General features: G+C 63.2%; 21 protein-coding genes. 6 read left to right on the top strand and 15 right to left on the bottom strand.

Features of this window, described 5'->3' with window-relative positions; translation table 11 throughout:
- The first annotated feature begins 11 nt into the window (after window positions 1-11).
- On the top strand, window positions 12-2,165 hold the full coding sequence (locus tag ACX17K_RS03890; protein ID WP_493773776.1) for a DUF5916 domain-containing protein: 2,154 nt from the start codon (window positions 12-14) through the stop codon (window positions 2,163-2,165).
- A gap of 21 nt (window positions 2,166-2,186) precedes the next feature.
- Window positions 2,187-2,522, top strand: coding sequence for a hypothetical protein (locus tag ACX17K_RS03885; RefSeq protein WP_493773775.1), 336 nt, complete (start codon window positions 2,187-2,189; stop codon window positions 2,520-2,522).
- Here ACX17K_RS03885 and hemF read toward each other — a convergent pair whose 3' ends face one another.
- From hemF to ACX17K_RS03860, 5 genes are all read right to left on the bottom strand, one after another.
- The gene (hemF, locus tag ACX17K_RS03880; protein ID WP_493773774.1) at window positions 2,523-3,431 is read right to left on the bottom strand and encodes an oxygen-dependent coproporphyrinogen oxidase; all 909 of its coding nucleotides are present in this window, start codon (window positions 3,429-3,431) and stop codon (window positions 2,523-2,525) included.
- Between the two features lie 117 nt (window positions 3,432-3,548).
- A complete protein-coding gene (locus tag ACX17K_RS03875) occupies window positions 3,549-4,151 on the bottom strand; it encodes an outer membrane beta-barrel protein (RefSeq protein WP_493773773.1) in 603 nt (200 codons plus the stop codon).
- A gap of 226 nt (window positions 4,152-4,377) precedes the next feature.
- The gene (locus ACX17K_RS03870; protein WP_493773772.1) at window positions 4,378-5,199 is read right to left on the bottom strand and encodes an alpha/beta hydrolase; all 822 of its coding nucleotides are present in this window, start codon (window positions 5,197-5,199) and stop codon (window positions 4,378-4,380) included.
- Between the two features lie 97 nt (window positions 5,200-5,296).
- Window positions 5,297-6,649 carry an ATP-binding protein gene (locus ACX17K_RS03865; protein WP_347370904.1) on the bottom strand — a complete coding sequence of 451 codons (1,353 nt, stop codon included), beginning with the start codon at window positions 6,647-6,649 and terminating at the stop codon, window positions 5,297-5,299.
- A gap of 3 nt (window positions 6,650-6,652) precedes the next feature.
- Entirely contained in the window at window positions 6,653-7,366 is a 714-nt protein-coding gene (locus ACX17K_RS03860) for a winged helix-turn-helix domain-containing protein (RefSeq protein ID WP_021476894.1), read from the bottom strand.
- A gap of 179 nt (window positions 7,367-7,545) precedes the next feature.
- Here ACX17K_RS03860 and ACX17K_RS03855 point away from each other — a divergent pair, with 179 nt between their 5' ends.
- Together ACX17K_RS03855 and ACX17K_RS03850 are read left to right on the top strand one after the other, a co-directional pair.
- Window positions 7,546-9,612 carry a carbon starvation CstA family protein gene (locus tag ACX17K_RS03855; protein WP_493773771.1) on the top strand — a complete coding sequence of 689 codons (2,067 nt, stop codon included), beginning with the start codon at window positions 7,546-7,548 and terminating at the stop codon, window positions 9,610-9,612.
- Window positions 9,605-9,793: a YbdD/YjiX family protein gene (locus ACX17K_RS03850; RefSeq protein WP_231150034.1), complete on the top strand. Its 189-nt coding sequence runs from the start codon at window positions 9,605-9,607 to the stop codon at window positions 9,791-9,793. The genes ACX17K_RS03855 and ACX17K_RS03850 overlap by 8 nt, the downstream gene beginning before the upstream one ends.
- A gap of 79 nt (window positions 9,794-9,872) precedes the next feature.
- Here ACX17K_RS03850 and ACX17K_RS03845 read toward each other — a convergent pair whose 3' ends face one another.
- A complete protein-coding gene (locus ACX17K_RS03845) occupies window positions 9,873-10,898 on the bottom strand; it encodes a YeiH family protein (RefSeq protein ID WP_493773770.1) in 1,026 nt (341 codons plus the stop codon).
- Window positions 10,899-11,002: 104 nt separating this feature from the next.
- Between ACX17K_RS03845 and ACX17K_RS03840 the strand changes: the two genes are divergently transcribed.
- Window positions 11,003-11,872 carry a LysR family transcriptional regulator gene (locus ACX17K_RS03840; RefSeq protein ID WP_082107160.1) on the top strand — a complete coding sequence of 290 codons (870 nt, stop codon included), beginning with the start codon at window positions 11,003-11,005 and terminating at the stop codon, window positions 11,870-11,872.
- A gap of 103 nt (window positions 11,873-11,975) precedes the next feature.
- On the opposite strand, the gene ACX17K_RS03835 is transcribed toward ACX17K_RS03840, so the two are convergent.
- The 5 genes from ACX17K_RS03835 to arsC form a co-directional block, all read right to left on the bottom strand.
- Window positions 11,976-13,508: a DHA2 family efflux MFS transporter permease subunit gene (locus ACX17K_RS03835; RefSeq protein WP_493773769.1), complete on the bottom strand. Its 1,533-nt coding sequence runs from the start codon at window positions 13,506-13,508 to the stop codon at window positions 11,976-11,978.
- Window positions 13,509-13,520: 12 nt separating this feature from the next.
- Window positions 13,521-14,669: an EmrA/EmrK family multidrug efflux transporter periplasmic adaptor subunit gene (locus ACX17K_RS03830; RefSeq protein ID WP_021476888.1), complete on the bottom strand. Its 1,149-nt coding sequence runs from the start codon at window positions 14,667-14,669 to the stop codon at window positions 13,521-13,523.
- 13 nt (window positions 14,670-14,682) lie between these two features.
- Window positions 14,683-16,098: an efflux transporter outer membrane subunit gene (locus ACX17K_RS03825; RefSeq protein WP_493773768.1), complete on the bottom strand. Its 1,416-nt coding sequence runs from the start codon at window positions 16,096-16,098 to the stop codon at window positions 14,683-14,685.
- Window positions 16,099-16,192: 94 nt separating this feature from the next.
- On the bottom strand, window positions 16,193-16,693 hold the full coding sequence (locus ACX17K_RS03820; protein ID WP_493773767.1) for a MarR family transcriptional regulator: 501 nt from the start codon (window positions 16,691-16,693) through the stop codon (window positions 16,193-16,195).
- Window positions 16,694-16,869: 176 nt separating this feature from the next.
- Window positions 16,870-17,220 carry an arsenate reductase (glutaredoxin) gene (arsC, locus tag ACX17K_RS03815; protein ID WP_493773766.1) on the bottom strand — a complete coding sequence of 117 codons (351 nt, stop codon included), beginning with the start codon at window positions 17,218-17,220 and terminating at the stop codon, window positions 16,870-16,872.
- Window positions 17,221-17,405: 185 nt separating this feature from the next.
- Between arsC and ACX17K_RS03810 the strand changes: the two genes are divergently transcribed.
- On the top strand, window positions 17,406-18,614 hold the full coding sequence (locus tag ACX17K_RS03810; protein WP_493773765.1) for a multidrug effflux MFS transporter: 1,209 nt from the start codon (window positions 17,406-17,408) through the stop codon (window positions 18,612-18,614).
- A 26-nt stretch (window positions 18,615-18,640) separates the two neighbouring features.
- On the opposite strand, the gene ACX17K_RS03805 is transcribed toward ACX17K_RS03810, so the two are convergent.
- From ACX17K_RS03805 to ACX17K_RS03790, 4 genes are all read right to left on the bottom strand, one after another.
- A complete protein-coding gene (locus tag ACX17K_RS03805) occupies window positions 18,641-19,912 on the bottom strand; it encodes a GumC family protein (protein WP_493773764.1) in 1,272 nt (423 codons plus the stop codon).
- Window positions 19,852-21,807: an SLBB domain-containing protein gene (locus tag ACX17K_RS03800; RefSeq protein WP_493773763.1), complete on the bottom strand. Its 1,956-nt coding sequence runs from the start codon at window positions 21,805-21,807 to the stop codon at window positions 19,852-19,854. Before ACX17K_RS03800 ends, ACX17K_RS03805 begins: the two co-directional genes overlap by 61 nt.
- A gap of 24 nt (window positions 21,808-21,831) precedes the next feature.
- A complete protein-coding gene (locus ACX17K_RS03795) occupies window positions 21,832-24,693 on the bottom strand; it encodes a YjbH domain-containing protein (RefSeq protein ID WP_493773762.1) in 2,862 nt (953 codons plus the stop codon).
- Window positions 24,694-24,955: 262 nt separating this feature from the next.
- Entirely contained in the window at window positions 24,956-25,231 is a 276-nt protein-coding gene (locus tag ACX17K_RS03790) for a hypothetical protein (RefSeq protein ID WP_493773761.1), read from the bottom strand.
- Between the last annotated feature and the right edge of the window lie 148 nt (window positions 25,232-25,379).

Genomic DNA, 25,379 nt, shown 5'->3' with positions numbered 1-25,379 from the left:
GGCGCGCGCTGATGCTTATGTCGCTTTTATCTTGTGCTGTCCAAGGGGAGGAGGCCCCGGGGCTGGCTGTCGATTGGTCCGATGCCCGTTCGTTCGATCTGGCCTACGAGACTGAGCCGGGGGTCAATATTCCGGCAGCCGTGGCAACACGGGGGGAGTTCAAGGTCCAGGATGGGGTTCTGTGGCTGCGTTTCCAGGCGGAGGAGCGCGACATGGCTTTGCTGCGCGCCCATCCGCGGGAGCGCGACAACATCGATGGAGAAGATGCGGTAGGCATCGTGCTCGCGCCTGCGGGCCGCACCGGCGGAGAGGCGTTCGCTTTTTACGTATCGGCGGGCGGTGTGCAGATGGATGAGCATTGGAGCGAGGCGCGCCGGGAGTGGAACGCCGATTGGAATGGCAAGTGGTGGTCCGGCGTGGAGCGCGAAGCCAGCGGTTGGCGGGCTAGTTTCCGCATACCCTTGTCGCAGCTGCCGTTAACGGCGGAAACAGAACCGCAGTGGGCTGTGGAGCTGGTCCGCTGGTGGCCGCGGGAAGTGCGGCATCGCCTATCCAGCATATCCCGGCAGCCGGGTGACTCTTGTTTTGTCTGTGCCATGCAGTCCGTGCCGGTCCGGCTTGGCGATGATTGGGATATGGGGCAGGTTGAGGGCAGGCTTTCCTTGCTGGGCCAACGCGGAGACGACGGTTCCGGCATGGGAGCGAGCAATCGTTGGCATGGCGGGCTTGACCTGAACTGGCGGCCTCGACCCGGTTTTAATGCGGCGCTGACTTGGCGGCCGGATTTTTCGCAGATCGAGTCGGACTCCTTGCGTTTATCGGGCGGTGCGATCGATGCCTTCGATTATGACGAGAAACGGGCTTTTTTCGTCGATGCCGGCCAGCCGTTCGCGCAGCTGCTGCGGCCTTTTTACTCGCGCGCGATCGGGGAGCCAGAGCTGGCCTTGTCCGGGCAGTTGAATCTGCAGAGGCAATCGCTCGCCTGGTTTTACGCCGATGACAAGCATACCCAGATGCTGCAGCCGGGGCCGTTTGGCTCCAACAATTTTGCTTACCGGAAAATGGACGGCACTGAGCAGGCCAGCCGCAACCTGGCCGTGCGCTATCGCCAGGTTGTCAATAACGACGCTTGGCTCGGGCTGACCTTGACGGGACGAGAGGCCGGGGATTACAGCAACCGGCTGTTGGGCATGGATGGCAAAGCAGGGTTGGGTCGTTCGCTCTGGGTGGACGGCTCTGTGCTGGCTTCGCGCAGCGAAGAGCCGTGGCGAGATGCGCAAAGCCATGCAGGCAGGGCCTGGCATGCCCGGCTGGGCTACTCGACGGATGACTGGGACAACAAGCTGTGGTGGCAGCGCATCACGCCGGACTTCCGTGCCGACCTGGGGTATATGCCCCGGGTGGACATGCAGCAGCAAGGCATGGCGCTCAAGCGCATTTTCAGGCAGCAGCCTGGCGCGGCGATCAATGAGTACGATGCCGGCCTGGATTGGTCGCGGCGGCGGACGCTGGAGGATGAGCCTATCGAGCGAAACGCGCAGTTGTGGCTGTCAATGTCAGGCATAGGTCAAAGCAACGCCACGGTATGGTTGATGGACAAGCGGCGCCGTTTTCAGGGGCAGGATTATTCGCTCAGCGGTGTGGAGTGGGCTGCGGCGGCCGCGCCCAGCGAACACTGGAGCCTGAGCGGTGGGGCGGTGTTCAGCGGGGATATCGACCGCGAAAATGCGCGCCAGGGACGACAGCAGCGATGGAAGTTCGATCTGAGCGTCGCCCCCTGGCAGTCGGTGCGGCTGGAATGGCAGCGCAACTGGCGCGAGCTCCACGTGGCGGGCAGCAAGGTGAGCCGCGAAACGGCGAATGATGTGCGCGGCTATTACTTCTGGGGCCCCAGGCTGTATCTGCGCGCAATTGTCAGATGGTGGCAACTAGAGCGCTCTCTATCCCGCTACGAGGCTCCGGGCGGATTCAATGCCAGCGAGCGTAGCCGGGATTGGCAAGTGATGCTGACCTGGTTGCCGACACCGCGCTCATCGCTGTATTTGGGCGTGGGGCAAGGCCTGGATGGCGTACAGGCCGGAATGGGCGGAGCGGAAAGCGCCGTCCGTAGCCATGTGTTGTTCGCCAAGTTCAATCTGGGCTTTGATCGCCTGGGCGTTTTTTAAGCATAAGACAAGGAGAGATAGATGGCCGCAATCGGCAATCCCCCCCCGTTGCCCCCGCCGGTGCCCGCGGAGCAGCGCGCCGCGAGTCAGGAGTACCGTTATCAGGCGGATGGCCGGCAGATCACGCTGTCCGTGCAGGGAAAAGTGGACGCCGCAGGCGCCGCCCCGCGGTTTGGCACTGGCGCCTGGCTTGCGATGAGCGTGGAGGAAAATGGGCGGCGCAGCGAGTTGCAATGGACCGAGCAGGGCTGCGTCATCACGATTACCGGAGCGCGCCGGGGGTGCTCGCCTGAGGAGAAAGACAGGACGCTGCGCTGGCTGCGGCAAATTCCCAAGCCGCCAGCCACGCCGGCCTGATCACACCCAATCGCGCGGCGGCAGGAAGTCGGTGTGCAGCCTGGCTTCCGGGCTGCCCGGCTCCGGCTGGTAGCCGTATTCCCAGCGCACCAGCGGCGGCATCGACATCAGGATGGACTCGGTGCGGCCGCCCGACTGCAGGCCGAACAGCGTGCCGCGGTCCCAGACCAGGTTGAACTCGACGTAGCGGCCGCGACGGTATAGCTGGAACTGGCGTTCGCGGTCGCCCCAGGCTTGTTCCTTGCGTCGCGCGACGATGGGCAGGTAGGCGTCCAGATAGCCGTCGCCGACCGCGCGGGTGAAGGCGAAGCTCTTGTCGAAGCCCCATTCGTTGAGGTCGTCGAAGAACAGGCCGCCGATGCCGCGCGCCTCATTGCGGTGCTTCAGGTGGAAGTATTCGTCGCACCATTTCTTGTAGCGCGGATAGACCTCGCCGCCAAACGGCGCGCACAGGTCGCGCGCCACCGTATGCCAGTGCACGGCGTCTTCTTCTTGCGGGTAATACGGGGTCAGGTCGAAGCCGCCGCCGAACCACCACACCGGCGCCTCGCCATCCTTTTCCGCGATGAAGAAGCGCACGTTGGCGTGGCTGGTGGGCACGTGCGGATTGGACGGATGGATCACCAGCGACACGCCCATCGCCTCGAAGCGGCGGCCGGCCAGCTCCGGCCGGTGCGCGGTGGCGGAAGCGGGCAACGCGTCACCGTGGACGTGGGAAAAATTGACGCCGGCTTGCTCGAACACCTCGCCATCCTTCAGCACCCGGCTGCGCCCGCCGCCGCCGGCCTCGCGGCTCCAGGCGTCTTCGGCGAACTGGGCCCTGCCGTCGGCCAGTTCCAGCGCCGCGCAGATGCGGTCTTGCAGGTCCAGCAGAAAGGATTTCACGGCGTCGCTGTGCGGATGGCTCATGGTGGGATCTGTCTCGCAAGAAAGTTGGAGCAGATTGTAGCAGAGGCGACATCGCGGCGATGAGGCGGAGGGGCAATGAAAATTGCCCGCCGGGCGGCGGGCAATCGGTATGGCTTATTAGAACTGGTAGCTCAGGCCGGCTTTGAACAGATTGATGCCATTGGTTTTCAGGCCGGCATCGTCCCCTGCCTGGTAACGGGCGGCGATGTATTCGTATTCGCCGCGCACGGACAAGTTCTTGTTGACGGCGTAGCTGGCGCCGAAGCCTACGCCGGCTTTGACATTGCTTTTCTTTTCGGAGCCTGACCCTTCGGAGTTCTGGAACTTGGCGTTGGCATGTACATTGTTCAGGCTGAGTTTGCCAAACACTTCCAGATTGTCCGCCACCGGCAGAATGCCGAGGACAGCCACGCGCTCGGCGCGCAGAGCCATCGACGCAGTGGTTTTGTCGCCGTTGCCGGAGATGTCGCCTTGCATCTTGCCGAAATCGGCGTAGGACAGTTCAGTCGCCAGATAGGGGTTGATGCGGTAGCCGGCGCCGATTTCCCAGCTGGTGCCGGCTGCTTTGTTGTTTTGCAGTTGCGCGCCTCCGGTATCGCCGAACATTTTCATTTTGCTGGTGTTGTATCCCAGATTGCCGAACACGTAGGCGCCGTTGTCGGCGGCGTGGGCGGTCAGGGCGGACAGGCTCAACACGGATGCGATAATGATGTGTTTCATTTTAATCATTAGGTTTTATTAATAGAGTAAACATTCTCTAGGAAGAGCGCGGCTGATTTGTCTGGCTTGTGATGGGGGTGAGAGTAGGTTCTGTAACTAAATGTAAAACAGGACTTACATGAATAATTTGTCATGAAGAGGTTGGCCGGAACTTGTCTCTAGGATCCGGCCGCAAACAAAACCGCCCGCGGGTGGCGGGCGGTTTGATTGACAGGGAAAGGAGGCCTCAGGCCGCCGCGAACGCGGTCCAGCCGCAGGCCTGCTCGACCGGTTGCGTCGGCTTGGGCTGGCTGTTGAAGAACTTCAGGCTGCGCTGCAGCACTTCGGCGCGCTCGTTGTCCACCATCACCATGTGATAGCTGTTGGACAGCGGCATGAAGTCCACCGGGCCGCCCAGATATTGCATCAGGTGGTGGGCGGAGCGCGGGCTGGTGATGTCGTCCTCGTCGGCGTGGACGATCAGTGTCGGACAGGTGATCTCGGCCAGGCGCGGCAGCAACTGGCGGCGCAGGCGGTCCACTTCGCGGATGCACATCAGCGGGATGTAGGCGTAGTGGAAGCGGTCGCCGCGCTCGAAGCGCTGCTGGATCGCCTTGCGGATGCGGGCGTTCTTGATGCCGAACGGCGATACCTCGGGCACGCGCATTTTCTTGGCCAGCCGGGGGACGTGATACACGGCGTGGCGCAGCCAGGTCAGCTTGGGCAGGCTCCAGCCGTCCAGAAACACCGGCGGCGCGTAGAGGGCCAGCTTGTCCTGGTGCTTCTCGCGGCGCGCCACTTCCAGCGCCACCAGGCCGCCCAGGCAGACGCCGGCCAGGTGCACCACTTTGTGCTTGGCCTTCAGCGCGCGGTATTCGGCGCGAATGCTTTCCACCCAATCCTCCCAGCCTACGCCGAGCAGGTCTTCCGGCGTGCCGCCGTGACCGGGCAGCACCGGGGAGTGGGTAACGATGTCGGCGTCTTCCAGCGTGCGGCCCAGCGCGCCCAGATCATAGGCAGTGCCGCCGAGTCCATGCACCAGCAACGCCGCCGGTCGTGAGGAAACCATTCTGCATATTCCTATCATTACTAATGATGGGGATTATCGGCAAATGGCGGCAAGCGGTCTGTGGGCTTCCTGTCGATGCTTTGTGACAATGAGTGACTTATTGCCCGCAAGGGGCCGGCTGCGCAATGATCATGCGAAAACGCGCGCCGCCCAGCTCGCTGGAGCCGGCGCTGGCGTGGCCGTGGTGGTGCTCGGCGATCAAGCGCACGAAGGACAGGCCCAGGCCGTGGCCGCCGGTGGCGCGGTCGCGGCTGCGGTCCAGCCGCAGAAAGGGCTCGAACACTTTGTCGCGGTCTTCCTCCGGGATGCCGCAGCCGTCGTCATCCACTTCCATGATCAATTGAGAGCCCTGGTGATAGACCCGCATCCTCACTTGCGAGTGGGCGTACTTGAACGCGTTCAGCAGCAGGTTGCGGGTGGCGATGTACATCAGCTTGCGGTCGAAGGCGCCGTCTTCGCGCGGACATTCCAGCGACAGCGACAAGTGCGGCGGCTTCAGCGGCGTGACCAGGTCGATCAGGTCGTCGAACCAGTCGAACAGGTCCACGGTTTCCAGATGCAGCGGCACCTCGCTGCGGCGCAGCTTGGCGAATTCCATGCTGGTGCTGATCAGTTCCTCCAGCTCCAGCATGTCGCGCTCCATGCCGTCGCGGTAGCGCTTCCATTCCGTCGGGTCTTCTTCCTCTTCCAGCATGGTCAGGCCGAAGCGCAGCCGGGCGATGGGCGTGCGGATTTCATGGGCGATGGCGTGCGACAGCGCCTGGCGGGTTTCCAGCTGGCGCTCCAGCCGCGAGGCCATGCTGTTGAAGGCCAGCGGCAGCGGCGCGAACAACCGGCTCTTGGCCGAGCGGGCCCGGGCGCTGAAGTCGCCCTCGGCGAACACTTCGGCGGTGCGCCGCACTTCCAGCAAGTCGGTCCACAGCGGGCGCAGGATGAAGTACAGCAAGGTGCCCAGCGTGGCGCCGGACAGCAGCATCCAGATCAGCAGCACCTCGATGTCTTCGCTGATCCAGGTGTTGTCGCTGGACTGCATGTCCAGCGGGCCCAGCGCCAGCAGCCCGGGGCGGGACGGCGTCGACGCGTACAGGATTTGATTGTCTGCGTCGAGATAGGGCTGGCCGTGGCCCAGCACCGCCAGCGCCTTGTCGTCCAGCTCGGCGGGCGGCTGGTCGAGCAGCCGGATCGGGTAGCTGAAGCGGCTGGCGATGGAGGCCAGCTCCGCGTTCCAGCGCTGCGGCGGCTGCTCACGCAGCCTGTCCTGGATCAGCGTCACGGTGCCGCGCATGAACAGGGTCTTGCCGGCCTGGTCGCTTTTCTCGTACAGCTTGGTCACCAGGAAGCCGAAGCCGATGATGATCAACAGCTGTATCAGCATGGTGATCAGAAAGTAGCGGGCGAACAGCGTTCCCAGCGATGGGCGCAGCCAGCCGCGCAGGTTCTTGGACGGCATTGCCTATTCCCAGTCGCTGCGCGAGAACAAATAGCCCTTGCCGCGCACGGTCTTGATCCGCGCCGGCGCGTCCGGATTGTCGCCCAGCTTGCGGCGCAGCCGCGAGATGCGGGCGTCGATCGAGCGGTCGAGGCCATCGAAGCCTATGCCCCGCAGCTCGCTCATGATGTCGTCGCGCGACAGCACCTGGCCGGCGTGGGTGGCCAGCAGCCACAACAGGTCGAACTCGGCGGTGGTCAGCTCGATCTGCTCGTCGCCCAACAACGCTTCGCGGGTGGCCTGGCTGATGCTGAACTGGCCGAAGGTGATGCCGTCGTTTTCGATGGCGACGCCGCCGCTCTCTTGGCGGGCGCCGCCGCTGCGGCGCAGCAGCGCGCGGATGCGGGCCAGCAGCCGGCGCGGCTCCACCGGCTTGGCCAGATAGTCGTCGGCCCCCAGCTCCAGGCCCAGAATCTCGTCCACGTCTTCGTCGCGGGCAGTCATCATCAGGATGCGGCCGCCGTAGTGGGGGCGGACATCGCGGCAGACGTCGAAGCCTTCCTTGCCCGGCAGCATCACGTCCAGCACCACCAGGTCCGGACGGGTCTCCAGGATGAAGGCGGGCGCGGTGTCGCCGCGGCCGTGCAGGCTGACCTGGTAACCGTGCTTGGTCAGGTAGGCGGCGATTAGTTCGGCCAGTCTGGCGTCGTCTTCGACAATCAGAATGTGTTGTGGCATTGCGAGGTATCCCGATTTCCCAGCAAAAATAGTAACACGGGCCGTTCGGGCTGGCAGGCTTGTGTTTCGGCCGCTATGCCGACAGAATCAAAGCAGCAGTACCCAAGCCGGATCGCGGCGGACAGATGGGCTGCCGCCGCAAGCGCCGGGAGAAATAGAGAGAGAACAGGGACTTCCTTATGCAACAGGTCAAACAGTGCGTGGTCTGGCTGCTGGTGGCGCTGGCGGGGGCGACGGCCTTCGCCATGGTGGCGCTCAACCGCGGCGAGACGATCAACGCGGTGTGGCTGGTGGTGGCCGCCTTGTCGGTCTACGCGATCGCCTACCGCTTCTATGGCCGCTTCATCGCCGAAAAGGTGCTGGAGCTCGACGCGCGCCGGCTGACGCCGGCCGAGAAGTTCAACGACGGGCTCGATTACGTGCCCACCAACAAGTGGGTGGTGTTCGGCCACCACTTCGCCGCCATCGCCGGCGCCGGCCCGCTGGTGGGCCCGGTGCTGGCCGCGCAGATGGGCTACCTGCCGGGCACCTTGTGGATCCTGGTCGGGGTGATGCTGGCGGGCGCGGTGCAGGACTTCCTGACTCTGTTCCTGTCGATGCGCCGCGACGGCAAGTCGCTGGGCGAGATGATACGCCAGGAAATGGGCGACATCGCCGGCGTGATCGCCTCCATCGGCGTGCTGATGATCATGGTGATCCTGCTGGCGGTGCTGGCCTTGGTGGTGGTCAAGGCGCTGGCCGACAGCCCGTGGGGCACCTTCACCATCGCCTGCACCATTCCGATCGCGCTGTTCATGGGCGTGTACACCCGCTTCATCCGTCCGGGCAAGATCGGCGAGGTGTCGGTGCTGGGCTTCATCCTGTTGATGCTGGCCATCGTCTATGGCGGCGATGTCGCCAAGAGCGCGACGCTGGCGCCGCTGTTCACGCTGAAGGGTACCACGCTGGCCTGGCTGCTGATCGGCTACGGCTTCATCGCTTCGGTGCTGCCGGTGTGGCTGCTGCTGGCGCCGCGCGACTACTTGTCCACCTTCCTCAAGATCGGCACCATCGTCGGCCTGGCCATCGGCATCCTGGTGGTGGCGCCGCCGCTGCACATGCCGTCGGTCACACGATTCATCGACGGCAGCGGTCCGGTGTTCGCCGGCAACCTGTTCCCCTTCCTGTTCATCACCATCGCCTGCGGCGCGGTGTCCGGCTTCCACTCGCTGGTGGCCTCCGGCACCACGCCCAAGCTGATCGAGAACGAATCCCACGCCCGCCTGATCGGCTACGGCGCCATGCTGGTGGAGAGCTTCGTCGCCATCATGGCGCTGATCGCCGCCTGCGTGCTGGACCCGGGCGTCTATTTCGCGATGAACAGCCCGGCGGCCCTGATCGGCAAGACCGCGGCGGACGCCGCCCAGGTGATCTCCGGCTGGGGCTTCGTCATCACCCCGGACACGCTGACCCAGTTGGCGGCCGACGTCGGCGAGCACACTGTGTTGTCGCGCGCTGGCGGCGCGCCGACGCTGGCGGTGGGCATGGCCCACATCCTGTCCGGCGTGATCGGCGGCAAGACCATGATGGCGTTCTGGTACCACTTCGCCATCCTGTTCGAAGCGCTGTTCATCCTCACCACCGTCGACGCCGGCACCCGCGTGCTGCGCTTCATGATCCAGGACCTGCTGGGCGTGTTCATCAAGCCGATGGCCGACACCGAGTCGTGGGCGGCCAACTTCGTCGCCACCGGCCTCGCCGTCGCGGCTTGGGGCTACTTCCTGTACCAGGGCGTGGTGGACCCGCTGGGCGGCATCAATACCTTGTGGCCGCTGTTCGGCATCGCCAACCAGATGCTGGCCGGCATCGCGCTGACCCTGGCCACCGTGGTGCTGGTGAAAATGCAGAAGACGCGCTACGTGTGGGTGACCGCGCTGCCCACCGTCTGGCTGCTGCTGGCCACGCTGACCGCCGGCTGGCAGAAGCTGTTCGACGCCAGCCCCAAGATCAGCTTCCTGGCCCACGCCGACAAGTTCTCCGCCGCCGCGGCCAAGGGCGAGCTGCTGGCGCCGGCCAAGAACATGGCGCAAATGCAGCAGATCATCTTCAATGATTATGTGGACGCCACGCTGACCGCGCTGTTCATGGCGGTGGTGCTGGCGATGCTGGTGTTCGGCATCCACGTGATCCGCAAGTCGCTGGCGGTGAAGTGGGTGACGGCCAAGGAAGTGCCGGCGGTATACCGACAGGGAGGCGCCAATGGCTGAATTGTGGCGGGCGGCGGTGCGTACCGCCCGGTTGATGGTGGGGCAGCGCGACTACGACGTCTATGTCAGCAGCCGCCGCCGTTTCGACCCCGAGGCCCAGGTGATGAGCCGCGAGGCGTTCTTCCGCTACTGCCAGGAGCAGCGTTACGGCGGCAAGAGCGTGAAGAAGTGTCCGTGCTGAGTCCTGATGGTTCTGCATAGAAAAACGCCCGGTTTTGCCGGGCGTTTTTTCATGCGTGCTTCCTTGGCGTGGAGGGGCGTCAGTGCAGCAGCGCCGCGACGCCGGCGTTGATCAGGCCGCCGCCGACGATCAGCCAGCCGAACAGCGCGCTGGCCAACAGCAGCGGCTTGGCGCCGGCCTGGCGGATGGCCGAGATGTGGGTGGTCAGGCCCAGCGCGCCCATCGCGGCGGCCAGCAGCAGGTTGTCCAGCGAGATGATCTGTTGCAGCAGCGCGCGCGGCAGCAGGTCGAAGGAGTTGAAGCCGGCCACGACGAGGAAAGCGACGGCGAACCAGGGGATGGAGATCGGCTGCTTCTGCGCTTTGCCGCCGCTGTGCTTGGCCGCAAGCCAGGCGGACAGGGCGATCAGGAACGGCGCCAGCATCATCACGCGGATCATCTTGGTGATCACCGCGGTATTCATCGCCGCGTCGCTGACCGACTTGCCGGCGGCGACGGCTTGCGCCACCTCGTGGATGGTGGAGCCGGCGAACAGGCCATAGCTGAACTCAGAGATGCCCAGGTGGCGCACCGCGTCGTACATCAGCGGCCACAGGAACATCGCGGCGGTGCCGAACACCACCACGGTGGCCACCGCGACAGCCACTTTCTCCGCATGGGCCTTGATCACCGGCTCGGTGGCCAGCACCGCGGCCGCGCCGCAGATCGAGCTGCCGGCGCCGATCAGGATCACGCTCTGCTCATCCAGTCCCAGCTTTTTGCGGCCCAGCCAGAAGGCGAGGAAGAAGGTGGACGTCAGCACCAGCGCGTCGATCAGCACGCCGGAAAAGCCGACGGCGGCGATGTCCTGGAAAGTCAGCTTGAAGCCGAACAGGATGATGCCGGCGCGCAGCAGCTTCTGCTTGGAGAAAGTCACGCCATGGTGGCTGGGCTCGGCGATGAAACGATAGACGGTGTTGCCGACTATCATGCCGCCGACGATGGCGAGGGTGAGGGCCGACAGGCCCAGGCTTTTCATCGCCGGCAGCTCCGCGGCCCAGATGGCCGCGCCGGCCAGGCCCAGCGACAACGCCAGGCCGGGAATCAGGTTGCGATAATTAGTCATATGCTAATGCCTCTTTAGTATATGTCCAAGATACGCCACTGTTGATAAGTAAAAAAACGGATAAAATTAATAGATATCATTAATAAAACTGCTTAGGAGCCGGCATGAGCCTGCGCATCAGCCTGAGAGAGCTGGAGGTGTTCGTCGCGGTGGCGGAGCTGGACACGGTGACGCGCGCGGCCGAGCGGGTGGCGCTGACGCAGTCTGCCGCCAGCCAGGCGCTGGACAAGCTGGAGCAGGGGCTGGGCGCCAAGCTGTTCGATCGCGTCGGGCGGCGGCTGCTGATCAACGAGCACGGCCGCCTGTTGCTGCCGCGCGCCCGCGCGCTGCTGGACGCCGCCGGCGATGTCCAGGGGCTGTTCGACGGCGGCGGGCTGGCCTTGCGCATCGGCGCCAGCACCACCATCGCCAATTATCTGCTGCCGCCGCTGCTGGCCGCTTTCCGCCGGGATTGGCCGCAGGCGCGGCTGGAGCTGGAGGTGGCCAATACCCGCGACATCGTCGAGGCGGTGGCGGCGTTTCGCGTCGATTTCGGCCTGATAGAAGGGCCCTGTCACCATCCGGAGCTGTTGGCCAGCCCTTGGCGGCAGGATGAGCTGCTGGTGTTCGCCGCCGTGTCGCATCCGTTGGCCGGCCGCAAGGTGGCGGCGGCGGAGCTGGCCGAAGCGGAGTGGATACTGCGCGAGGCCGGTTCCGGCACCCGGGAGGAAGTGGAGCGGGTGCTGCTGCCGCACCTGATGCGGCTATCGATCAGCATGGAGCTGGGCCATTCCGAGGCGATCAAGCACGCGGTGGCGGCGGGGCTGGGCGTCAGCTGCCTGTCGCGGCATGTGGCGGCCGATTTGTTGGCGGCCGGCAGCATCGTCGAGGTGGATGCCGATCTGCCGCGGCTGACCCGGACGCTGTACCGCATCCAGCACCGGGACAAGGCGATAGGCCGCGGCATGGAGGCCTTCGGCCGGCACCTGCAATGAAAAACGGGCAGGACCGTCAGGTCCTGCCCGTTTTCATCATCGCCAGGGACCAAGAAAGCTCCAAGGCGGCGCAACGCGGCATCGGGGCTTTGCTTGGCTTGTCCTAGTGCGCGCCGCTGTCGCCGCCGGAGGCGGTGAACGGCGGCTTGGCGAACCAGACCAGCGCGATCAGCAGCACGAACAGGATGCCGGAGATCCAGAAGATCTCGTTGGCTGCCATGATGTAGCCCTGCTTGGTGATCTGCAGCTGGGTCAGCGCCTGTTGCTGGCTGGGCCCCAGACCGAGTTTGCCCATGGTGTCGAACCACGACACCGAAGCCGGATCGTACTGCGTCACATGCTCGGTCAGCTTGGAGTGGTGCTGCGCCTCGCGGCGGTCCCACATCGTCGTCGTGATCGAGGTGCCGATGCTGCCCGCCAGAATGCGCAGGAAGTTCGACAGGCTGGACGCGCTGGCGATCCGCGACGGATGCAGGCCGGACAGCGTGATCGTCGTCAGCGGCATGAAGAAGCAGGCCACGCCTATGCCCTGCACCACCTGCGGCCACACCACGTAGGAAAAGTCCATGTCGGTGTTGAAGTTGCTGCGCCAGAAGAAGCAGATGGCGTAGACGCTGAAGCTCACCGTCACCACCCAGCGCATATCCCAGCGGTGCGCATTCTTGCCGATGATCGGCGACAGCACCACCGGGATCAGGCCGATCGGCGCGGCGGCCAGGCCGGCCCAGGTGGCGGTGTAGCCCAGCTGGGTCTGCAGCATCAAGGGCAGCAGCACCACGGCGCCGAAGTACAGCATGAAGCCCAGGCTGATGGCGACGGTGCCGACAGTGAAGTTGCGCTGGCTGAACAGCGACAGGTCGACGATGGGGTGCTCCTCGCCCAGTTCCCAGATCACCAGATAGGTCAGCGCCAGGAAGGCGATCACGGCCAGGGTGACGACCTCGGCGGAGTTGAACCAATCCAGCTCCTTGCCGCGGTCCAGCACCATCTGCAGCGAGCCGACGCCGATCACCAGCAAGGCCAGGCCGAGCTTGTCGATGGGCAGGTCGAAGGTGTCGGTTTCGCGGCTCTTCAGGATGCGCCAGGAGATGAAGGCAGCCGCGAGGCCCACCGGCACGTTGATGAAGAAGATCCAGCCCCAGTGCCAGTTGTCGCTGATCACGCCGCCCAGAATCGGGCCGAACACCGGCGCGACGATCACCGTCATCGCCCATAGTGCCAGCGCCATGCTCTTCTTGGCTGGCGGGTAGCATGACATCAGCAAGCTCTGCGACAGTGGAATCATCGGACCGGCCACCGCGCCTTGCAGCACGCGGAAGAAGATCAGCATTTCCAGGCTGTTGGACATGCCGCACAGCCAGGAGGTCAGCACGAACAGCAGCGTGGACGCGGTGAACAGCCTCACTTCGCCGAAGCGCTTGGCCAGCCAGCCGGTCAGCGGCACTGCGATGGCGTTGGCGACGCCGAACGAGGTGATCACCCAGGTGCCCTGGCTGGTGGCGGCGCCGAGGTTGCCCGAAATGGTGGGCAGCGCCACGTTGGCGATAGTGGTGTCCAGCACTTGCATGAACACCGACATCGACAGCGCCAGCGTGATCCAGACCAGTTTCGAGCCGCTCAGTGGCGGATGGTTCATGGGTGGGGGTCCTTACTTGCCGGCGTTGGCGGCCAGGATTTCGGCGACCAGCTTGTCGGCCTGCTTCAGGTCGGGCAGGGTGCCGTTGTGTTCGCTGACCACGGTCGCCGGGGCGGCCTCGGCCAGCGATTTGCCATCCTGGTTGCTGGTGTCCACCACCGCGTCGATAGACAGGCCGACGCGCAGCGGGTGCTCCTGCAGATCCTTGGGGTCGAGCGCGATGCGAACCGGCACGCGCTGCACCACCTTGATCCAGTTGCCGGTGGCGTTCTGCGCCGGCAGCAGCGAGAAGGCGCTGCCGGTGCCGGCCGACAGGCCCTGCACTTTGCCGTGGTAGACCACCTTGCCGCCGTACAGGTCGGACTTCAGCTCCACCGGCTGGCCGATGCGGATCTTGGCCAGCTGGCCTTCCTTGAAGTTGGCGTCCACCCACAGGTGCTCCAGCGGCACCACGGCCATCAGCGGCGTGCCGGCGGCGACCCGCTGGCCCACCTGCACGTTGCGGCGGGCGACGGTGCCGTTCACCGGCGACTTGATCTCGGTGCGCTGCAGCGCGAGCCAGGCTTCCTTCAGGCGGCTGGCGGCGGCCTTGACCGCCGGCTGGTGCGCGAGCTCGTCCTTGCCCACCAGCGCCAGGCCGGCCTTGGCCTGCTCCTGGGCGGCGGCCAGCGCGGCCTGGGCGGCGGCGGCGGCGTCGCTTGCGTGTCCCAGCTCTTCCGCGGACATCGCTTCGCTGCCGGCTAGCTGTTTACGGCGTTTCAGGTCGGATTCGGCGCGGGACAGCTCGGCCTGGCGCAGCGCCACTTGGGCGTCCAATTGCTGGCTGTTGGCCATCAATTGGCGGGTCTGGCGCACGGTCTGGGCGAATTCGTTGCGGGCGCGCTCGAAGGCCAGCTGGGCGTCGCTGTTGTCGTAGCTGACCAGCACCTGGCCGGCTTTCACCGCCACGGTGTCGTCGACCAGGATCTTGGCGACGGTGCCGCCCACTTCCGGGGTGACTTGCACCAGATGGCCGCCGACATAGGCGTCGTCGGTGTCTTCCTGGTGGCTCAGCACCAACGACCAGTAGGCGCCGTAGCCGATGGCGATGGCGGCGAACAGGGTGGTGGCCACCAGCAGGTTGCGTTTGCGGCTCTTCGCGGTTTCCAGTTTCTGATCCATTTGATGTGTGTCCTTAGCGGGTGGCGGTCTGGTTGTCGAAACCGCCGCCCAATGCGGTGTTCAGGGTGGCCCAGGCCAGGCGGCTGGCGGCCTTGGCGTCGATGCTGGAGGATTGCTGGCTCAGCAGCGCGTCCTGGGAGTCCAGCAGCGACAGTTTGTTGATCAGGCCGGCGCGCAGGCGGGCGGCCATCGAGTCATTGGCTTTGCGGCTGCTTTGCAGCGCGCGTTCGGTCTGCCGCAGCTGGCGCTGGCTGTTTTGCCAACCGGACACCGCGTCGGCGGCGTCGCGCAACGCGTCGAACACGGCCTGGTTGTATTGCTGCACCGCCATGTCGTAGCCGGCCTGCTGTTTGGACAGGTTGGACTGCAGCTGGCCGGAGTGGAAGATCGGCAGGCTGATGGCCGGCATGAAGCCCCACAGCGACGATTCGCTCTTCCACAGCTGGTCCATCTGCAGCGAGCTCTGGCCGGCGAACACGGTCAGCTTGACGTTGGGGTAGAACTCGGCGCGCGCCTCCTTGACCGAGGCGGACATGGATTCGACGCGGGCGCGCTGGGCGGCGATGTCGGGACGGCGGCCCAGCAGGTTGGCGTCCAGCTTGTCCAGCACCGGCTCCGGCGCGGCGTCCAGTAGGCCGGGATTCAGGCCGTCCTGCTGTTGCGGCGCCTGGCCGGTCAGCGCGGCCAGCGCGTGGCGGCTGCGGGCGATGTCGTTATCCAGCGCGCTTTGCTGCTGCTGCAGCCGCTCGATGGACACTTCGTTGCCGCGCTGGTTGTCGCCCGGCAGCAGGCCGGCGTTGATGCGGGCCTGGGTCAGCTTCTGGCGGCTCTGGGCGATGGCCAGGCGCTGGGACAGCAGCTTGGATTGGGCCAGGCCGCGTTGCAGCTGGGTGTATTGGGCGACCACGGCCTGGGTCAGCAGCAAGCGGGTCTGCTGGCCTTCGAAGGCGATGGCCTGCTGCTGGCCGAGGGCGGCGCTGACTGCGGCGTGGTTCTTGCCCCAGAAGTCGAATTCCCAGCTGCCCATCAGCGCCGCGGTGTAGGCGTTGATGTAGTCCTTGTCGTTGTGCGGGATGGCCTTGAGCGGGTCGGCGTGGATCTGCACGGCGTTGGCCAGCGCGTCCAGCTGCGGGCCGTCCTTGCTTTCCACGATGCCGACGGCGGCGCGCGCCTGGCGCAGGCGCGCGTCGGCCAGCTTCAGCGACGGAGAATCTTTCAGCGTCGCCTCCACCAGGCGGTCGAGCTCGGGGTCGTTCAATTGGCGCCACCAGTCGGCGCGGACATTCTGCTGGCCGGCGACGGCCAGCTTGAGCTGGTCGGCGCCCACCATCTGGTCGGGGGCGGCGTCTGGGCCGAAGCTGGCGCAGCCGCTCAGCACGGCGCTGATCAGCAACACCCCGGCGGCTTGTGGCCAGGATTTCTTGTTCACCTTGTCGGTCTCCATCAATGATGCGTGTCGGTCCTGGGCTGATTAATCCAGTAGATAATCACCCAAGTTATTATGTGAGCGAAAAAGCGCAGGCTCAGCCGCCGAGCTTGCTCAGCAGCTTGCGCATCAGCCGTTCCAGTTCGGCTTTCTCATCGGCGTCGAAGTCCGTCCACAGCGAGCGATGGATTTCGCGCGAGTAGGGCAGCAGGCCTTCCACCAGCGCCACGCCGGCGGGGGTCAGCTCCAGGACGATCTTGCGCCTGTCCTCGGCGCTGGCCGAGCGGGCGGCCCAGCCGTTTTTCACCAGCTCGTCCGCGATGCGGGTGGCGTTGGTGCGCGAGGAATCCAGCGTCTCGCTGATATCCGATGGATTCAGCATCTGGTTCGGACAGGCGTACAAGGCCAGCATCGCCATCCACACCGTCTCGTTCAGGCCATGCTGCTTCAGGCACTCGCACAGATGGGAGGTCAGCCGCGGCACGATGTGGAAGATCAGGCGGGTCAGGATCACTTCCTGGCGGGGCACGCCGGGGAAGCGGGCCTCGACGCGGCTGATCGCTTGCTCCAACTGGGAAAAGGACTTGTTTGGACTCATGCCGCTATTTTAGTAACGTGCGGTATTATTTTTCAAGTAATAATAATCCTGCTAATGAAGTGGGCGGGGAAAGTGTGGCGAAATGACAATGGGTTTGATGGAAAAGGGGGAGGAGCGGAAGGGGGAAAGGCCGAGCGGCGGCGATCGGAAACGCCGCCGTGGTTTGGGCTGCGGATTTACTCGCTTAGAAGCTTGAGGACTTGCTCCGGCGGGCGGCCGATCACGGCGCGGCTGCCGGCGATGGCGATGGGGCGTTCGATCAGGTTGGGATTGTCCACCATCGCGGCGATCAGATGCTTGCGCTCCAGCGTGATGTCGTCCAGATAGAGGTCGGCGTATTCTTCCTCTTTCTGGCGCATCAGTTCGCGAGGCTCCAGGCCCAGCATGCCCAGCAACTGGTCCAGTTCTTCATAGCTGGGGGGATGCTTCAGATATTCGATGACTTCGATATCGGCGCCGGCTTCCTCCAGCAGGCTGAGGGCGGCGCGGGACTTCGAGCACTTGGGATTGTGATAGAGACGGATCATGTGGCTTCTCCCTTGTCGTTGATCCGGGCTGCTGCGGCATGATGGGCAGCATAACCCGCTGCTGGTGGGTTGGGAAGGGGCGCGCATCGTGGCATGAAAGCGCCGGCCTGCCAAGTTTCCCGACAGGGTTTGGCAAGCGCGGCATCAACCGTTACCATTCGAACATTATCCGAGATTCTTACGTCATGTCCCGCACTTCCCGCACACACTTCGGCTTGGCCGCGCTGCTGGCTGGCTTGTCCACCCTGGGCCCGTTTTCCATCGACACCTTTCTGCCGGCCATGCGGGCCATCGGTTCTTCGCTGTCCGCGTCGCCGCTGGAGATGCAACAGGCGCTGACGGTCTATCTGTTCTGCTACGCGCTGATGATGCTGTGGCATGGCTCGATTTCCGACGCGGTGGGCCGCCGGCCGGTGATATTGGCGACCACGCTGCTGTTCGGCCTGGCTTCGGTCGGCTGCGCGCTGTCCAATACTCTGGGTCAGCTATTGTTGTTCCGCGCGTTGCAGGGGCTGTGCGGCGGCGCCGGCCTGGTGGTCGGACGGGCCATCATCCGCGATCGGCTGGAAGGCGCGGCGGCGCAGCGGCTGATGTCGCAGGTGACCATGCTATTTTCGCTGTCCCCGGCGATCGCGCCAGTGGTGGGCGGCTGGCTGTTCGGCGCTTTCGGCTGGCATTCCATTTTCGCGTTCATGGCGCTGATCGGCTTCGCGCTGTTCGCGCTGTGCTGGTTCGGCCTGCCGGAGACCCATCCGAAGGCGGCGCGGCAGCCCTTGCATCCGCGCCCGTTGCTGGCCAGTTATTGGAGGGTGGGGCGCACAGTCAATTTCCAGTTGCTGACCGCGGCGGTGTCGTTCAATTTCGCCGGGTTTTTCCTGTATGTGCCGTCGGCGCCGGTGTTCCTGATGCAGCATCTGCATCTGGGGCCGACCGAGTTCCTGTGGCTGTTCGGGCCGGCGGTGTCGGGGATCATGTTCGGCGCTTACCTGTCGGGGCGCATGGCCGGGCATTTCTCGTCGCGGGAGGTGGTGTCGCGCGCCTATTGGCTGATGTTCGCCGCGGCGCTGGCCAATCTGGCGTACAACCTGCTGGCTCCGGAGCAGACGCTGCCGTGGGCGGTGCTGCCGCTGGCGCTGTACACCACGGGCATGTCGCTGGCGGCGCCGTCGATCACGCTGAATCTGATGGACCAGTTTCCGGAGTTGCGCGGAACCGCGTCGTCGTTGCAAGGCTTCTGCCAGACCATGGTGTCCAGCCTGGTGGCCGGCGTGGTCGCGCCCCTGGCCTGGGCCAGCCCCTTGAGGCTGGCCCTGGTGATGAATCTGCTGCTGGTATTGGGCTTCATCTGCCGGATGGGGTACCGGCGGCGGATTCAGGCGGCGGAGAGGGCGTGAGCCGGCGAAACGGCCGGTTGCGCCTTTCAATGCTCGTTGCGCAGCGCTAGGGAAGGTGTGGGTCCCAGGCGTTTGAAAGCTTGTCTGTCGAAGAGCTTGGCGTGCAGCAAGGAGCCCAAGGCGCCGAACAGAAAGCCTAGCAGCAGTCCTGCAGCCATGATCAGGCTGCGGGTGGGCTTGCTTTTCAGCTCAGGAGGCACCGCGCTGTCCAATACCTGGATCAGCGACGAGTCCTTGGCTTCGTCTATCTTGGCTAGTTCGTATTGCTTGGCCAATAGTTCGAAAATGGTTTCCTGATATCTGACCTCTCTCAGGCGGCGAAGGTATTCCAGGCCGCTTTGCGCGACTTTTCCGGTGGGAACCAACAGATCGCCGCTGCCTTCTCTCCCGGTTTCCAGTTTCGTCAGTTGCTCGCGCAGTCCGCTCAACTCCTGTTCTGTGCGGATATATAGCGGATTCTGTTGCGTGGCGTAGCTGCGCATCGCTTCCAGTTGAACCTCTTTGGCGGCGATGTTGGCGCGCAGCTGAGTCACCGAGCCCACGATGGCCGACAATTGGCCTTCCGGTTGGATCAGGCCGGTTTTTTCCTGGGTCTGGCGCAGAGCGGTTTCGGCGTTGGCTAATTGCTCCTTGGTTTGTTTCAACTGCTGTTCGAAAAATAGGCGTCGTTTGGCAGCATCGGTCATGGCCAGAACCTGATTCAACTGTTTCAGCTCATCAATGTAGGCGTTGGCGAGCTGAGCCGCGAATCGCGGATCGGGATCGTCGACATTGATGTTGATCAGCCCATCTTTGCCCGTAACGATGGATACCCGGCTTTTCAGGGTCTTGCGGGTCCCGTCCAGCGTCTGTTGCTCATAACGCTCCTTCAATTGGAAGCGCTTGATCAGATGGTCGGCAACGGTGCGGCTTTGCAGCATGCCGATATAGAGGTCATTGGGGTTTTTCAAGCCGCTGCCGGCCCCGGCTATACTCGCCAGACCCCCCAATTGCCCCAGTAGGGAGCTCATGCCGCTGCTTTGCTGCAGGGGAGGCATGATGGAGCTGGTGGCGGTGAAGACAGGTTTGGCCAGCAGGCAGTAGGCTAATGCGGCGCTGCCGAACAACAAGGTGCTGAGGGTGATCCAAAACTTGTATTTACGCAGCATCGACAGCAGTGCCGGCAGGTCGATCTCATCGCCGGTCTGAATATTTGTCGTGTTCGTCATTTTCTTTCCCTCATGCTGGATATTGGGACTTATTTCAATACCTTCAGGCCGGCAGCGCCGAGACCGAACTGGTACAGAATGCTGGTCCATTCCTTCAGGGATTGGGTCCAACTACCGCTGTTGAGCTCTTCTGGAACCACAATGGTGTCGCCCGGATTGACCCGTTTTCCGCTGACGCCGGAGAACCAGCCGCCGCTATCGTTGCTGGCTACGGTGCCGTCGGCGCGCAGCACATAGGTGGACGACTTGTCGCCCGAGTTGGTCACGCCTCCAGCGAGCGAAAGGTAATCGCCGACCGAACGCTGGGGACGATAGATGAAGGCGTTGTTCTGATAGACGGCCCCCAGCACGTAGACGGTGCCTGGACGGCGGGGGATCTCGATTTGGTCACCGTCCTGAAGTTCCAGATCGGGCAAATCCTTGGTTTGTGCATCGGCGTCTTTCAGCTCCAGCACCACGCGTCCCTCCGACTTGATCGCGCGCATTTTTTTCGCGATCTGGCGTTGGCCTTCGACTTCGGCGTTGACGGCGGCGATGGTGTCCTTGTCGGTGAGCTTGGCCAGTTTCAAGGACGCGGTTTGTTCCAATTCCTTTTCAAAGCGATTGGCGACTTCATCCAGTTTCTGCTGCTGCATCTGGCGTATGCTTTCCCGCTTCATGGAAGTGGCGAAGACATAGCCGTCGTCGTCCGCGCCGCCCAATCGCATGATCAGTTGGCGCAGCGTTTCGCCACGGCGGATCTGGAAGGTGCCGGTTTGCTTGACCTCTCCTCCGACGGTGACGAACTCATCTCCTCTCTGCACGCCGACAGCCTGCGCGCCTGGAACATGCAGGCGGAAGATGTCCCCCGCGTTCAGGGCGATGGCGCCCAAGCCTTGAGTGGAGTTCTGGTTGCGAACCAGGTTGACGAAGCGGTTGTCCACGTTCTTTTCCAGCAGCAACTCTTTGCCTTCGGCGGCGGATTCGAGGCCTCCAGCCCAGTGCAGCAGGTCGCTTGCGGTTTCGCCGGGGCGGAATTCGTAGATGGCCGGCGTCTTGACGTCGCCCAGCAGCGCGACACGCGGACCGGTCGCCGGGATCTGGATCACATCGCCGTCGCGCAAGGTCTGATCGGCTGACTTGTCGCCGTTCACCAGAATGCCGTACAAGTCGACTTTGGATACGGCGCGGCCATCCCGCATCAGCGTCACGCTGCGCAGGCTGCCGCTGTCGTCGGGACCTCCCGCTTTCAGCACCGCGTTGAACAGCGTGCTCATCGCGTTCAGCGTATAGCTGCCGGGCTGGCGCACGTGGCCGACGACATAGACTTGAACGGCCCGGGTTTGCAGCAGGCTGACACTGAGGTCGAAATTGTTGAAGACGCGGCTGACGCTTTTTTTCAACGTTGCCTGAAGATCCCGATAACGCACGCCAGCCACGGCGACGCTGCCGACTCGAGGAAGGTAAATCGAACCATTGCGATCGACCGTCAGCGTCAGATCGATGTCGACCATGCCCCAGCCTTTGACCTGCAACTGGTCGCCGCTGCCGATGATGTAGTCTGGATTGACCTGCACGCCGTCCGATGCTTCGAAGGCGTTGCCGGGGTTGCGGAATAGACGGCTGCCGAATATCGGCAGCGTCTGTTCCGTGGCTTTTCGGACATAGTCAGTGAACGGGGGAAGCTTGGGTTTGCCGTCGAGAGGATTGATCGTGTAGTCGTTGTCGTCCAGCAGACGCCAGGGTTGGCCAGCCTGTTGCGGGTAGCCGGCCTGGGGGTAGCCCGGCATCGAGCGGCTGTCGGCGGCCTTCCTGTCAGTCTGGTTTTGAGAGGGGAGGCTGTTTATGGATGGCAGGCCGTTGGAACTGTCTGTCTCGTAGCTGGGCATGCTGGGGTTCGGATAATTGACGGTTCCGGATCCGGCCGCATGTAAGTGAAGGCTGCAGCTCAGCAGCCAGAGCGCCAGAAGGGGTTTGCCACTCGATTTCAGAATATGCGCAGTCATGGTCGGAGTTCCTATTGTTCAGACTTATCGGAGAGGGACTTCTATTTGCATGCCCAGCTGTTTGGGTGTTGCGATCAGGCTGCTGTGGTATCGGCTGTCATTGCGCTGGGCTTGCCACAGCCAGCTGCCCATTGCGTAGCCGAGCAGGCCGCCAGCCGCGACATCCGACAGCCAATGGTCGCGGCTGGCCGTGCGCCCCGCCGCGCCTAGCGCGGCCACGCCGTACAGCCAGGGTTGATCGTATTCCTTGGCGAAAGGCGTGACGGATGCGAACAGCACGGCGGAGTGATTGGAGGTGAAGCTGCTTTGCAGCCGTGACTCTCCCGGCTCTTGAGAGCGCCATGTGCTGTCGCCGCCGCTGCCTGGACGAGCGCGATTGACGGCCATTTTCAGCACCGAGCTGCCGGCGACGGCGGCGACGCTGGATTCCAGGGCGATCAATCCGGTATTGCTCAATCTATCGTCCCCCAGCGCGAACGCGGCGCCGGACAGCGCGACTGTGGCGATGGGAAGACCTTTGCCCAACTTGCCCCAGTCCCGCACCAGGCGATTGTCCTGGCGTTTGCTGAAGAACCGGTCCACTGGACGATCCAGGCCGGCGGCGGCGAAGGTGGCGACGGCAGCGGCGGCCAGCGCTGCGCCCTTGTCGTCCAATTCCAGCCAGCGATTGCCGCTGTCTTCCAGCCGCAGCCGGATCGCAGGCCAGGGTTGGTAGCTGGGCTGAGGCGGCGTGATTTGCGGCAGGTTCTGCTCGTCTGGCCGCTCAGCGAAATTGCCAAGGCCGTCATAGCTGTCGATGTCGCGTTTGGGGTCGCTCATGATCTCGTAGAGATCGCCCGGCGACATCACCATTTGCCCTACGTCGCGGGTCCATGGCGCAAGAGAAAAGCTTCCGACGGTGCGGTTGTCCAGAGTCAGCAGGCTGTTCAGCGGGATGGAAAAGAATAATCCCTTGTCGTTATAGGGTTGGGCCGGCGAGCCAGGGTTGGTTATATCGTTGCCATTGGTTTTGGTGTACCAAAAGCCTGCTTCGATCCCGGAGCGGAAGCGGCGCTTGATTTCCAGCCTGACGCCATCGTCTTTGGCCAAGAAGCGACCGGCGCGCATCGTCGCCGTGACACCCATCGGCAGTTGGTAATGCAGCGAGGCCAACGCCGTGACGGTTTGATAGTCGCGTTTATCGAACCAGCCCTGCACGCCGCGTTGCTGCAGTGCGTCCACTGCCAGATCCACTGCCCAGTTTTTGTTGAAACCGGGGTAGTACAGAATCTGTCCGCCGGCGCCGCGGAACATTTCCTCATACAGGCCGGCGGAGACGCGGGCGTAAGTATTCGGCGACATGCTCATGTATTGGTTCAACAGCAGACGGTTGAGCTTGGGAGTTTTGACGCGCTTGTAATCGGCAATATCGGAGCGGACGTGGGGCAACAGGCTGTTTGAAGGTTGTTTAACCTCGGTGATGGTGTTGTACAGGTCGGCGCTCAGGGCGCTGTCCAGATACAGGCCTTTGCCCAAGCGGCGTTTATAGGTGGCTTCCGCCATGATGTCGTAGTGGAATGCGCCGCTGGGGTCGTTGAAATAGGCGCCCATTTTGGGCGCGAGGTGGAAGCGGTTGTCTTCGGTATCGTCGCTGGTGACTTGAATCAAATCGCCTTCTGGATTGGTGAGAAGACTGACATCGATGCTTTCCCGGAGAGTTTGCGCCAGTGTACTGCTGTCCAAAGGCTGAACTTCCTCGTCACGACCCGGTTTGATGTTGACGGTCTGCAAGAAGCGGGTGCGGTCTACTTTTCCCAGCAGATAGTCGTTAAGCGTCGCCAGATCGTAGAAGCTGTAAGTTGCGACGGGTTGCTCCAGCTCGGTGTAAACCACTTTGATTTCGCGAGTTTCCAAAGGCGCGAAATAGAGTGCTGTCCGCACGGCCCGGCCGACGGCTCGGCCGACATTGGAGATGCGGCTGTTGCTCAGTTCCATGATCAGACTGTCGCGCTGCATCGCAATACGGATGTTCTTGAAATCTTGCTTGCCAAGCGCGGTAGCTAGGTTCCGGGCTCGATCGGGCTCGTTTTTCCATTGGGCGAGCGTGGGACGCTCAGGAAGATCCGGGCCGCCGCTGAAATAGGCGGGCTCCTGTATTTTCGGAACGAATTCTTTGAGATTGAGTGGGATATCTATTCTGGCATTGATGCTGGAGTGAGTCTTTTGCCGTGCAACCTGCAAACCGAGCCAACCCCATTGGTATTCCACGCCGACAGCGGGACCTTTGTTGCGTTGTGCCGCAAAGGACTCGATACCGAAGGGTGCGGGGTCCTGGCGGTAATTATTGGCATCGTATTCTGCAACCAACGACCAGCTGGGCAGAATGGACGGAGTGAATCGGATACCGCCGAATGCGCCCTGGATGCGGCCTGAGCCCACGCCAACAGAGGTTTCCAACCCAGGCAACACATTTTTGCTCGCTACGAGGTAAGTGCCTTTCCATAGCCGGGTGCCTTGAATATCGGTAGTGCCAAGTGCAATTTCAGGCAGGAACGACGATTCTTCCAGCAACCGGAATTTCAGATCGATCGCCTTGTCTTTAAAACGACCGTAACCGCTGCCATATTGCGGATCGGCAAAGCCAGGCACGCCTGCAATGGATGTATAGCGCCCCGACACTTCAAGCCATGGCAATACGGTAGTGGAGGTCCAGAGAATGCCATATGGTTTGTCGTAGCCATAGCCGAGACTGAAAGTGCCGTCCTCTCCAACTCTGGCGGATGGCATATTGATATAGCCGATTTGCCCTGTCAGCGATGGTTGGGCAAACGCGTTGCAGGCGAGGAATAACGGCAGTCCTCCCCATAAAGCCCCCGTGACCAGATAAAACCTGGATTTATTATGCATGTACCGCGGTCCAAGCTTGGATGTAGCTGGTGCTACTTAATATGCGCGCCCAAAGGCGGCCCCCTAATGCCAAGTGAAGCTAGATACAAGGTTTGGCGGTTTTATAAGTACGGACTGATTTATTATTTCTTATGACATTGCCATTATTTTTTTGCAGGGCAAGCCAATCAAGGAGAAGGGTTTTAAAGCGAAAGCCAAACCAAGCCAAGCGAACCGACTTTCTCAAGTCGGGCCGCTTGACTTGCCGATACAGCTTGGCCGTTTAGTGGTGGGTAGCCGCCGAGTGGCTCGACGAAGAGTTGCTGTTGCTGGAAACGGCAACAGCAGCGGCGACGGCGGCGCCGATGGCGGCGATGGTGCCTACGCTGAGACCGGCGATGCCGGCGGTGGTGCCTGCGACGCCAGCGGTGCCGGCAGTTGCGGTGCCGGCCGTGCCGGCTGTGCCGGTGGTGCCGGCGGCACCGGTTTCCTCAGCTGCGAAAGCCGAGGTGGCCAACATGGAGGCGAGGGCGAGGATGACGATTTTTTTCAGCAGCATGGTGAACCCTTTGTTCAAAAGTTGAGCCACAGAAATTCAGTTATCAGGCTACTACTCGTCTTTGATGATATGTGAATCTTCACATTTTTCAAGGAGGATCTGATGACGTTATCGTGAATCCCATGCTGGCTTCGCGCAATACGGCGAT

The sequence above is a fragment of the Chromobacterium sp. INPA-IVC genome (assembly GCF_059047085.1).
Note: the sequence above shows the minus strand (reverse complement) of the source record. Positions and strands in the feature narration are given on the sequence as shown.

Bases quoted from the DNA above. Each gene is read 5' to 3' on its own strand.
- ACX17K_RS03890 (WP_493773776.1), top strand. From the start codon at position 12: ATGCTTATGTCGCTTTTATCTTGTGCTGTCCAAGGGGAGGAGGCCCCG.
- ACX17K_RS03885 (WP_493773775.1), top strand. From the start codon at position 2,187: ATGGCCGCAATCGGCAATCCCCCCCCGTTGCCCCCGCCGGTGCCCGCG.
- hemF (WP_493773774.1), bottom strand. From the start codon at position 3,431: ATGAGCCATCCGCACAGCGACGCCGTGAAATCCTTTCTGCTGGACCTG.
- ACX17K_RS03875 (WP_493773773.1), bottom strand. From the start codon at position 4,151: ATGAAACACATCATTATCGCATCCGTGTTGAGCCTGTCCGCCCTGACC.
- ACX17K_RS03870 (WP_493773772.1), bottom strand. From the start codon at position 5,199: ATGGTTTCCTCACGACCGGCGGCGTTGCTGGTGCATGGACTCGGCGGC.
- ACX17K_RS03865 (WP_347370904.1), bottom strand. From the start codon at position 6,649: ATGCCGTCCAAGAACCTGCGCGGCTGGCTGCGCCCATCGCTGGGAACG.
- ACX17K_RS03860 (WP_021476894.1), bottom strand. From the start codon at position 7,366: ATGCCACAACACATTCTGATTGTCGAAGACGACGCCAGACTGGCCGAA.
- ACX17K_RS03855 (WP_493773771.1), top strand. From the start codon at position 7,546: ATGCAACAGGTCAAACAGTGCGTGGTCTGGCTGCTGGTGGCGCTGGCG.
- ACX17K_RS03850 (WP_231150034.1), top strand. From the start codon at position 9,605: ATGGCTGAATTGTGGCGGGCGGCGGTGCGTACCGCCCGGTTGATGGTG.
- ACX17K_RS03845 (WP_493773770.1), bottom strand. From the start codon at position 10,898: ATGACTAATTATCGCAACCTGATTCCCGGCCTGGCGTTGTCGCTGGGC.
- ACX17K_RS03840 (WP_082107160.1), top strand. From the start codon at position 11,003: ATGAGCCTGCGCATCAGCCTGAGAGAGCTGGAGGTGTTCGTCGCGGTG.
- ACX17K_RS03835 (WP_493773769.1), bottom strand. From the start codon at position 13,508: ATGAACCATCCGCCACTGAGCGGCTCGAAACTGGTCTGGATCACGCTG.
- ACX17K_RS03830 (WP_021476888.1), bottom strand. From the start codon at position 14,669: ATGGATCAGAAACTGGAAACCGCGAAGAGCCGCAAACGCAACCTGCTG.
- ACX17K_RS03820 (WP_493773767.1), bottom strand. From the start codon at position 16,693: ATGAGTCCAAACAAGTCCTTTTCCCAGTTGGAGCAAGCGATCAGCCGC.
- arsC (WP_493773766.1), bottom strand. From the start codon at position 17,220: ATGATCCGTCTCTATCACAATCCCAAGTGCTCGAAGTCCCGCGCCGCC.
- ACX17K_RS03810 (WP_493773765.1), top strand. From the start codon at position 17,406: ATGTCCCGCACTTCCCGCACACACTTCGGCTTGGCCGCGCTGCTGGCT.
- ACX17K_RS03805 (WP_493773764.1), bottom strand. From the start codon at position 19,912: ATGGACCAGCATTCTGTACCAGTTCGGTCTCGGCGCTGCCGGCCTGAA.
- ACX17K_RS03800 (WP_493773763.1), bottom strand. From the start codon at position 21,807: ATGACTGCGCATATTCTGAAATCGAGTGGCAAACCCCTTCTGGCGCTC.
- ACX17K_RS03795 (WP_493773762.1), bottom strand. From the start codon at position 24,693: ATGCATAATAAATCCAGGTTTTATCTGGTCACGGGGGCTTTATGGGGA.
- ACX17K_RS03790 (WP_493773761.1), bottom strand. From the start codon at position 25,231: ATGCTGCTGAAAAAAATCGTCATCCTCGCCCTCGCCTCCATGTTGGCC.